Source organism: Ensifer sp. Root558 (assembly GCF_001427045.1).
GTDB lineage: Bacteria > Pseudomonadota > Alphaproteobacteria > Rhizobiales > Rhizobiaceae > Ensifer > Ensifer adhaerens.
The window spans coordinates 187,415-196,441 of the sequence record NZ_LMGC01000039.1 but is presented as its reverse complement, the minus strand read 5'-3'; the positions used below and the strand labels follow the sequence as shown (position 1 = coordinate 196,441).

At 63.4% G+C, this 9,027-nt stretch carries 8 protein-coding genes; 6 read left to right on the top strand and 2 right to left on the bottom strand.

Going from position 1 to position 9,027, the window contains the following annotated elements; all coding sequences use genetic code 11:
• From ASD63_RS33835 to ASD63_RS33820, 4 genes are all read left to right on the top strand, one after another.
• Positions 1–234: ferrochelatase (locus ASD63_RS33835; protein WP_200953572.1), on the top strand; the 234-nt coding region annotated here is incomplete at its 5' end.
• A gap of 194 nt (positions 235–428) precedes the next feature.
• Positions 429–1,427 (top strand): SPFH domain-containing protein, encoded by a 999-nt coding sequence (locus tag ASD63_RS33830; RefSeq protein WP_089044972.1) that lies wholly within the window; start codon positions 429–431, stop codon positions 1,425–1,427.
• Between the two features lie 3 nt (positions 1,428–1,430).
• Positions 1,431–1,901, top strand: coding sequence for an NfeD family protein (locus tag ASD63_RS33825; protein WP_034786778.1), 471 nt, complete (start codon positions 1,431–1,433; stop codon positions 1,899–1,901).
• A 94-nt stretch (positions 1,902–1,995) separates the two neighbouring features.
• Entirely contained in the window at positions 1,996–3,459 is a 1,464-nt protein-coding gene (locus tag ASD63_RS33820) for an outer membrane beta-barrel protein (protein WP_060517628.1), read from the top strand.
• A gap of 78 nt (positions 3,460–3,537) precedes the next feature.
• Here the strand turns inward: ASD63_RS33820 and galU are convergent, their stop codons facing one another.
• Entirely contained in the window at positions 3,538–4,425 is an 888-nt protein-coding gene (galU, locus tag ASD63_RS33815; protein ID WP_034786782.1) for a UTP--glucose-1-phosphate uridylyltransferase GalU, read from the bottom strand.
• 398 nt (positions 4,426–4,823) lie between these two features.
• Between galU and ASD63_RS33810 the strand changes: the two genes are divergently transcribed.
• Both ASD63_RS33810 and ASD63_RS33805 read left to right on the top strand, forming a co-directional pair.
• Positions 4,824–6,044: a lytic murein transglycosylase gene (locus tag ASD63_RS33810; protein ID WP_034786785.1), complete on the top strand. Its 1,221-nt coding sequence runs from the start codon at positions 4,824–4,826 to the stop codon at positions 6,042–6,044.
• 208 nt (positions 6,045–6,252) lie between these two features.
• Positions 6,253–7,428, top strand: a complete 1,176-nt coding sequence (locus ASD63_RS33805) for a DUF459 domain-containing protein (RefSeq protein WP_244495336.1) — start codon at positions 6,253–6,255, stop codon at positions 7,426–7,428.
• An 87-nt stretch (positions 7,429–7,515) separates the two neighbouring features.
• Here the strand turns inward: ASD63_RS33805 and ASD63_RS33800 are convergent, their stop codons facing one another.
• Positions 7,516–8,973, bottom strand: coding sequence for a glutamate synthase subunit beta (locus tag ASD63_RS33800; RefSeq protein ID WP_034786787.1), 1,458 nt, complete (start codon positions 8,971–8,973; stop codon positions 7,516–7,518).
• Positions 8,974–9,027 lie beyond the last annotated feature (54 nt).

Sequence of the window (9,027 nt, the reverse complement as noted above, 5' to 3'; positions counted from 1 at the left end):
GACAAGACGGTCGAAAAACTTGCGCAGGACGGTGTCAAGCGCATTGCCGTCCTCAACCCGGGCTTCGTCTCCGACTGTCTGGAAACGTTGGAAGAGATCGCCGAGCAGGCGGCCGAAAGCTTCCATCACAATGGCGGCGAGAAGTTCACCCACATCCCCTGCCTGAACGACAGCGCCGAAGGCATGGCCGTGCTCGAACACGTCGTGCGCCGGGAGCTTGCCGGCTGGCTTTAATCGTCCCATCACCCCACTTGAACGGCGCGCTGGCCGCCAACTCAGGATGAAGGAGCCGCGCTCTTGCCCACCGGCGAGCGCGGCAATCTAACATTTTGAATTTACGCGCAATCCGCGGAAAAGCGATTCCGAAGGGAAACGGAATACGCTAGACTGCAGCCACAGGTCGAGATTGCAATTTAAGGGGGTAAGTCTTGGGCGGAATGGATATCGTCGTCATTGGCTTCGTGGTGCTCATCATCCTGGTCCTCTTCATGGGGATCAAGACGGTGCCGCAGGGCTACCGCTATACGATCGAGCGCTTCGGTCGCTACACCAAAACGCTGGAGCCGGGCCTCAATCTGATCGTGCCGTTCATCGACCGCATCGGCGCCAAGATGAACGTGATGGAACAGGTGCTCGACGTTCCGACCCAGGAAGTCATCACCAAGGACAATGCCAGCGTTTCGGCCGATGCCGTCGCCTTCTATCAGATCCTGAATGCGGCGCAGGCCGCCTACCAGGTGGCGCATCTGGAAAACGCCATCCTCAACCTGACGATGACCAACATCCGCTCGGTCATGGGTTCGATGGACCTCGACGAACTGCTCTCCAACCGTGATACGATCAACGACAGGCTGCTGCACGTCGTCGACGAAGCTGCCAGCCCCTGGGGCATCAAGATCACCCGCATCGAGATCAAGGATATCGCCCCGCCGAAGGATCTCGTCGATGCCATGGCGCGCCAGATGAAGGCCGAGCGCGAGAAACGCGCGCAGGTGCTCGAAGCCGAAGGCGCCAGAAACGCCCAGATCCTGCGCGCCGAAGGCGCCAAGCAGTCGGCGATCCTGCAGGCCGAGGGCCAGCGCGAAGCGGCGTTTCGTGACGCCGAAGCGCGCGAGCGCCTGGCCGAGGCAGAGGCGAAGGCAACCAAGATGGTCTCCGAGGCCATTGCGGCCGGCGACGTGCAGGCGATCAACTACTTCGTCGCCCAGAAGTACACCGAGGCACTCGCCTCGATCGGCACCGCCAACAACCAGAAGATCGTGCTGATGCCGATGGAAGCTTCCGCGCTGATCGGTTCACTCGGTGGCATCGGCGCCATCGCCAAGGAAGTCTTTGGCGACAGCCAGACGGCGCCAGCGACCCGCCCGCGCCAGTCGACGCCGCGCACCACGCCGGCTTTCCCGACCGATCCCGCGCAAGGGAAGTAGACGATGATCGAACGCGCCATTCAAGAACTCGGGCCCTGGAGCTGGTGGGTTCTGGGCTTCGTGCTTCTCGCCGCCGAGCTCATCGCCCCCGGCGTGTTCCTGATCTGGATCGGTGTCGCCGCCTTGGCAGTCGGCATCCTCTCCCTCATGCTTTGGGAGGTCGGCTTCTGGACGTGGCAGGTCCAGCTCGTGCTGTTCGCGCTGCTCTCGGTGGCGGCCGTTCTCCTTGGCCGCCGCTTCGTTCTCTCCACATCCGAGACCACCGACGAGCCGCTTTTGAACCAGCGCGCCGAAAGCCTCGTCGGCCGCACCGCGGTCCTGGAAAAACCGATCGCCGAAGGCCGAGGGCGCATCCGGCTCGACGACACGTTCTGGGTCGTTGAGGGACCGGACCTGCCGGCCGGTACAAGAGTGCGCGTCGTTTCCACCCACGGCCGCAACCTGACCGTCGAAAGTGTAACCGCAAGCGGCTGATGCCACGACGTTTTTTCCGTTTGGAAACGATTGATTAACCACGTCGCTTTACGGTTGCGAAAGGATTGCAATCAGGCTCGTGGACAAACGGCATATGGTGCCAGGCTCATCTCGCTCGATCAAAGGAGGCGCGCGGCGTTCGACGTCGCTGGCGTTGCTGCTGGCCGGCACGGCGATGCTTGCCCCCGCATCCTTGAACGCCCAGACCGCCACGACCGCTCCCGCCACCGCTCCGACGACGACCACCTATGGCGCGGGCACAGCGCCTTCAGCCGTTCCGGCCGCGACGCCCGCAATCACCGATCCGCAGACCACCGGCGCCGTCAGCGCTGACGACCTGACCCCGGCCTCTAACGAGGATTACCTTCGCCTGAACCAGCGCGAGCCGACGATCGACGGTCTGCGGTTGCGGACCGACAACCCCGAATACGATCGCGCCCCGGGCATCCGAATCGGCACCTTCACGCTGCGCCCCAGCGTCAGCGAGACCATCAACCACGAATGGCGCAAGGACGGCGACACCAAGACCAACCGCGGCTATCTCGAAACCGGAATCCGCGGCACCTTGACCTCGGACTGGTCGCGGCATCAGCTGACCGTCACCGGCGAAGGCGTGTTGCAGAACAACATCTCCGGCGAGGGCGAGGAAGAGCCCCGCGCCAATGTCGATGCGGAACTGCGGCTCGATCTCTGGGACGAAACGATCGCCCGTCTGCGCGCCGGCTACAGTTTCGAGCGCGAGGACGCCGACGACCCGAACGCGATCTCCAACGCCAAAAACCAGTCCGCGGTCAACACCTACCGCCTCGGCGCGGCCGTTGAGCGTGATTTCGGTCTGATCCGCGGCTCGGTCGGCATCGATTTCGACCGGCGCACCTATGGTGATGTCGAACTCGAAAACGGCACGAACCTTTCGGTCAAGTATCGAAACCGCAACACCGGTGTGCTCACGGCCCGCGTCGGCTACGAACTGTCGCCGGCATTGATCCCGTTCCTCGAAGCCTCCGTCGGCAAGTCGCTCTACGATCTGCGCGAAGATCCGCTCGGTTTCGAACGCTCCTATCAGACCTATGCCGCACGCGGCGGTATCGAGCTCGACCTCGGCGAGAAACTCTATGGCGAGCTCGGCCTCGGCTACGAAACCTACAATTTCGAGGATGAACGGCTTGGCGAACTCCGCGGCCTGTCGGTCGATGGCCGCCTCAACTGGTCGCCGCAACGCGGCACCGACGTGCTCTTCGCCGTGTCGACCGACCTCAACCCGTCAACGACGCCCGGCGACGCTGGTTCGATCGACTACAACCTCACCAACATCATCACCCACCAGATGCGCTCGGATCTCGTCGCGCGCCTGACGAATAGCCTGACGCTGCGCAACTACCCCTCGAACGCCCGCTCGTCGGACGAGACCACCTGGCGCACCGGCGCCGGCCTCACCTACGACATCAACCGCTACCTGGCGCTGACGGGCGACGTCAGCTACGAGCGCACCACCCGCGATCAGGGCGACACCACCGACATCACCCGCGTCGGCGTCGGGTTGACGCTGCGCCGCTGAGGCAATCCCATTATCCAGATAAAAAAAGGCCGCGCCCGATGGACGCGGCCTTTCTTGCCTTCGAGAAGAGAAAGCCGATTACTTCAGGCTGCCGAGCAGGCTCTTCAGCGGGCCTTCGACGGTCGGACGGATATCGCCACGCTCGAGCGCGAAGGCGACGTTGGCCAGGATGAAGCCGTCCTTGGCGCCACAGTCGTAGGTATCGCCACGGAAGTGGTAAGCGGCGAACTGCTGGTTGTCGGAAAGCTTGAGCATGCCGTCGGTCAGCTGGATCTCGTTGCCGGCGCCGCGCTCCTGCTTTTCGAGAATCGGGAAGATCTCCGGCTGCAGGATGTAGCGGCCGTTGATGAAGAAGTTGGAGGGGGCAGTGCCCGGTGCTGGCTTCTCGACCATCTTGGTGATCTTGAAACCTTCGCCGACCTTGTCGCCGACGCCGACGATGCCGTATTTGTGCGCCTGGTCCGGCGCGCATTCCTCAACCGCGATGACGTTGCCGCCGCTCTGCTCATAGAGCTCGACCATGCCCTTCAGGCAGCCCTTCTCACCCTTCATGATCATGTCGGGCAGGAGCAGCGCGAAGGGCTCGTTGCCGACGAGTTCACGGGCGCACCAGACCGCGTGGCCAAGGCCGAGCGGCGCCTGCTGGCGGGTGAAGCTGGTGGTGCCGGCCTTCGGCAGGATGCCGTCGAGCAGCGCGATCTCGGCCTTCTTGTTGCGCTCGCGCAGCGTCTGGTCGAGCTCGACCTGAATGTCGAAATAGTCCTCGATGACAGCCTTGCTGCGTCCGGTCACGAAGATCAGATGCTCGATCCCGGCTTCCAGCGCTTCGTCGACCACATATTGAATGACCGGCTTGTCCACCACCGTCAGCATTTCCTTCGGCACGGCCTTGGTCGCCGGCAGGAAACGGGTGCCCAGTCCTGCGACCGGGAACACGGCTTTGCGGACTTTACGCTTGTCGGTCATCGATACCTCCTTGAAAGGATTTCACTCATAACTCTTGCCGAATGGTCCTGGACGTCAATCCGTCCCGAACCATACAGCGCTCCGTAATGGAGCCGCAATCTCTATGCCGTCAGCTGAACACAGCATGAACCGACGAAACAAATGCATATGCGAACTCCACGACCAAGGCTTGACATTTTCTGTGGCCGAAGACGCCACCACATTTTCATGGTAAAGGGTTTGTTGACCACGTTTCTGTAGATTCGTTGCAATCCGGCAATGCAACAAGCGCGGCCGGATCCGAAACAGGAGCCGCCGACGACTGCCCCCACCGTCCAGGCTGGCCCCAGACTGCCACCTTGCGGAGTGATTCGGGCCATGACGGCCGAAGCTCCGCAGAGAAACGGAACCGACAGCTGATGATCAGAAACCGCAGGACGTTTTTCCGTCATATCGCAGCCGCCCTCGTCCTATCCGCCGCCACGCTCGGCACCGCACCTGCGCGCGCCGATACCGGGTTCCAGAACTGGATCAACGAGTTTTACGCGACCGCCGCCCAGGCCGGCATCACCAAGTCAACCTACCGCCAGGCCTTTGCCGGCGTAAAGTCGCCCGACCAGACGGTGATCGACAAGGCCAACTACCAGCCGGAGTTCAAGCACAAGATCTGGGAATATATCGATTCCCGCGTGAACCCCTACACCAAGCGCGTCGGCCAGGAGATGGCGACCAAGCACGCCCGCACGCTGAACGCGCTGGAGAAACACTTCGGCGTCGACAAGACCATTCTTCTGGCCATCTGGTCGATGGAGTCCAACTACGGCGCAGTGCTGGAGAAGGATGACCGCCTGCACTACGTGCCGCGCGCGCTGGCAACCCTTGCCTATGCGGATCCGAAGCGGTCGAACTATGCCAAGAAGCAGCTGATCGCAGCACTCAAGATCCTGCAGAAGGGCGACATCACGCCGCGCGAGCTGACCGGCTCCTGGGCGGGTGCCATGGGCCACACCCAGTTCATCCCGACGAGCTACCTGCTCTATGCAGTCGATGCGGATGGAAACGGTCACCGCGACATCTGGAACTCCGTGCCGGACGCGCTGGCGACCGCCGCCAACCTCCTGAAGAAGAATGGCTGGCAACCGGGCGAGACCTGGGGCTACGAGGTCGCCCCGCCGGCAAATGCCGCGAAATATTCCGGCCAGACGAAGACGCTCAAGGAATGGGCGTCGCTCGGTTTTGCCCGGCCGAACGGCAAGGGCTTCCGCAACGGCAGCACCCGCGCCGAACTCAAGCTGCCGAGCGGGGGCCAGGGCCCCGGCTTCCTGATGACCAAGAACTTCTTCGTCATCAAGCGCTACAACGCCTCGGACAGCTACGCGCTTGGCGTCGGCCTGCTCGCCGACCAGATCGCCGGCTACCAGGGCATGCAGCAGCGCTGGCCGCGTCCGGACGGTTCGCTTGATATCAGCGAGAAGTTCGAGCTGCAGAACCGGCTGAAGGAGCTCGGCTACTACAGCGGCGAAGTCGACGGCAATTTCGGCTCCGGCTCCAAGGCCGCGATCCAGGCGTTCCAGTCGAAGAACGGACTGGCGCCGGACGGAGAGCCGACCCAGATGCTGCTGCGGGCGCTCCGCAACTAGCAGGTTCGAAACGGTTTCGCGATCTGAGTATCCGTGAGATACAATAGGGCAAGCGCGCTGCACCCCGTGCGGCGCGCTGAAACTTTTGCGCGGCAAGGCCGCCCGAATACGCGATGAACGGGGCAGAAAGCAGATGATCAGCAAACGCCGCAGGCAAGTTGGCCGAACGCCGTTCGGGATTGCGACGATCTGCATCGCCCTTGTGGCGATGCTCACCGTCAGCCTTTTTGCGAGCTTTGCCGAAGCGCAGGAACGGGTGCAGCGGCGCACTCTGTTCCAGATGCTTTTCGGCGGGCTGACCCGCGAACGGCCGACCTATGCAGATCGCGACTATTATCCCGAACAACCGCGCCCGAAGCGCCAGCGCCAGCCGCAGCAGCGACAGAAGGGCCAGGGCCAACAGAAGCAGAAGCCGAAGGTCGCCGACACCCCTGCCCCGGCGCCGGTGGTGGTGGAGAAAGCGCCAGATGCCAAGAAGGTGCTCGTCGTCGGCGACTTCATGGCCGGCAGCCTCGGCGACGGCTTGAAGACCGCCTTCGAGATGACGCCCGGCATCACCATCGAGACGCGGGCGAACGGCTCGTCCGGCCTCGTGCGCGAGGACTATTTCAATTGGCCGGGCACGCTGCCGGGCTATGTCGGCGACGTGAAGCCGTCGGTCATCATCATCAGCCTCGGCGCCAACGATCGCCAGCAGATGCAGATCGGCAGCACCAAGGAGAAGTTCCGCTCCGACCTTTGGACGGAAGAATATCGCAAGCGTGTCAACGCGCTGGCAGCCCTTGCGCGCAAGGAAAAGCTGCCGGTTCTCTGGGTCGGCATGCCGCCGTTCCAGTCGGCCGCGATGACCGCCGACATGGTCACCTTCAACGGCATCTATCGCGAGGAGATCGAGAAGGTCGGCGGACAGTTCGTCGACATCTGGGACGGCTTCGTCGATGAGGGCGGCAAGTTCGTTCTGACCGGCTCCGATATCAACGGCCAGCAGGTGCGCCTGCGCGGCGCCGACGGCGTCAACCTCACCAAGGCCGGCAAGCGCAAGCTTGCCTTCTACGTCGAGAAGGACATCCGTCGGCTGCTCGGCGATGCCGCCGCCACCGACAAGAACGTGCCGGGCGCCGACGAGCTCAAGGACCTGGTGGTGACCGCACCGCTCGGCAACGAGGATATCGTCAAGACCCAGCCGATCGGGCTGACCGATCCGGCGCTGGATGGCGCCGCGTCCCTGCTCGGCAGCGCCGCACCGGACAAGGGCAACGGCAAGAGCCCACGCGACCTGCTGGTTGGCAAGGGTGACGTCGCCGCCGCTCCGGCCGGCCGCGTCGATGACTTCCGCCTCTCGAAGCCAAACACGGTCATCAGCAACCCGGTGATCCGCAACTAGGCCGACGATCCCCATTCAGCCTTCTGGCACACCATGAAAAAAGCCCCGCATCGCTGCGGGGCTTTTTTCATGCTTGGGAGTAATGCCTTAGCGCGGCAGCGTGGTCGAACCCATCAGCGCCTCGTCGATCGCACGTGCCGCCTGGCGGCCTTCGCGGATCGCCCAGACGACGAGCGACTGGCCTCGGCGCACGTCGCCGGCCGTCCAGAGCTTGTCGACCGAGGTCTTGTAGTCGCGCTCGTTGGCGACGACGTTGGTCGAGCCGCGGCGGTCGGTGTTGAGCGTCAGCTTGTCGCCGAGGTCCTTGATCACGCTGTTGGTGAAGGGACCACTGAAACCGATGGCGATGAAGGCAAGATCCGCCTTGATGATGAACTCCGTGCCGGCGACCGGCTTGCGGCGATCATCCACCTGGCAGCACTTCACGCCGGTCAGGTTGCCGTCCTCGTCGCCGATGAACTCAAGGGTCGCCACCTGGAACTCGCGGATGGCGCCTTCGGCCTGGCTCGAAGAGGTGCGCATCTTCGTCGCCCAAAACGGCCAGACGGCGAGCTTGTCTTCCTTTTCCGGCGGCTGCGGACGGATGTCGAGCTGGGTCACCTTGACGGCGCCCTGGCGGAAAGCGGTGCCGACACAGTCGGACGCGGTATCACCACCGCCGACGACGACGATATGCTTGCCGCCGGCAAGGATCGGCTGCGACGGCCAGCCGACGCTGTCGATGTTCTCGCGGCCGACGCGGCGGTTCTGCTGGACGAGATAGGGCATCGCGTCATGCACGCCGGCGAACTGGACGCCGGGGATGCCCGCGTCGCGCGGGGTCTCGGAGCCGCCGCAGTAGAGCACGGCGTCATGCTCGTCGAGCAGGCGCTGCATCGGAACGTCGACGCCGACATTGATGCCGCAGTGGAAAGTGACGCCTTCGCCGCGCATCTGGTCGACGCGGCGATCGATGAAGTTCTTCTCCATCTTGAAGTCCGGGATGCCGTAGCGCAGCAGGCCGCCGGGCTTGGTTTCGCGCTCGTAGACGTGCACCTCGTGGCCGGCGCGGGCAAGCTGCTGGGCCGCGGCCATACCGGCAGGTCCCGAGCCGATGATCGCGACCTTCTTGCCGGTCTTGGTGACGGCCGGCTGCGGCACGATATAGCCCATTTCATAGGCCTTGTCGGCGATCGCCTGTTCGACGGTCTTGATCGCGACCGGGGTGTCTTCGAGGTTCAGCGTGCAGGCTTCCTCGCACGGCGCCGGGCAGACGCGGCCGGTGAATTCCGGGAAGTTGTTGGTCGAATGCAGGTTGCGGATCGCCTCGTCCCAGTTGCCGTTGTAGACGAGATCGTTCCAGTCCGGGATCTGGTTGTGCACCGGGCAGCCGGTCGGGCCGTGGCAATAGGGGATGCCACAGTCCATGCAGCGAGCAGCCTGCTTCTGCACTTCCGGTTCTGACATCGGAATGGTGAATTCGCGAAAATGGCGGATGCGGTCGGACGCCGGCTGGTACTTTGCCACTTGCCGGTCGATCTCGAGAAATCCAGTTACCTTACCCATCGTTTCATCCTGAAAGCTGTGCGTCTGAACAGGCGCTTTTTGCGAGCGCGCGTG

What these genes read in the sequence shown, in the direction of transcription:
- ASD63_RS33825 (WP_034786778.1), top strand. Translation starts at nt 1,431, where the DNA reads ATGATCGAACGCGCCATTCAAGAACTCGGGCCCTGGAGCTGGTGGGTT.
- ASD63_RS33820 (WP_060517628.1), top strand. Translation starts at nt 1,996, where the DNA reads ATGGTGCCAGGCTCATCTCGCTCGATCAAAGGAGGCGCGCGGCGTTCG.
- galU (WP_034786782.1), bottom strand. Translation starts at nt 4,425, where the DNA reads ATGACCGACAAGCGTAAAGTCCGCAAAGCCGTGTTCCCGGTCGCAGGA.
- ASD63_RS33810 (WP_034786785.1), top strand. Translation starts at nt 4,824, where the DNA reads ATGATCAGAAACCGCAGGACGTTTTTCCGTCATATCGCAGCCGCCCTC.
- ASD63_RS33805 (WP_244495336.1), top strand. Translation starts at nt 6,253, where the DNA reads ATGCTCACCGTCAGCCTTTTTGCGAGCTTTGCCGAAGCGCAGGAACGG.
- ASD63_RS33800 (WP_034786787.1), bottom strand. Translation starts at nt 8,973, where the DNA reads ATGGGTAAGGTAACTGGATTTCTCGAGATCGACCGGCAAGTGGCAAAG.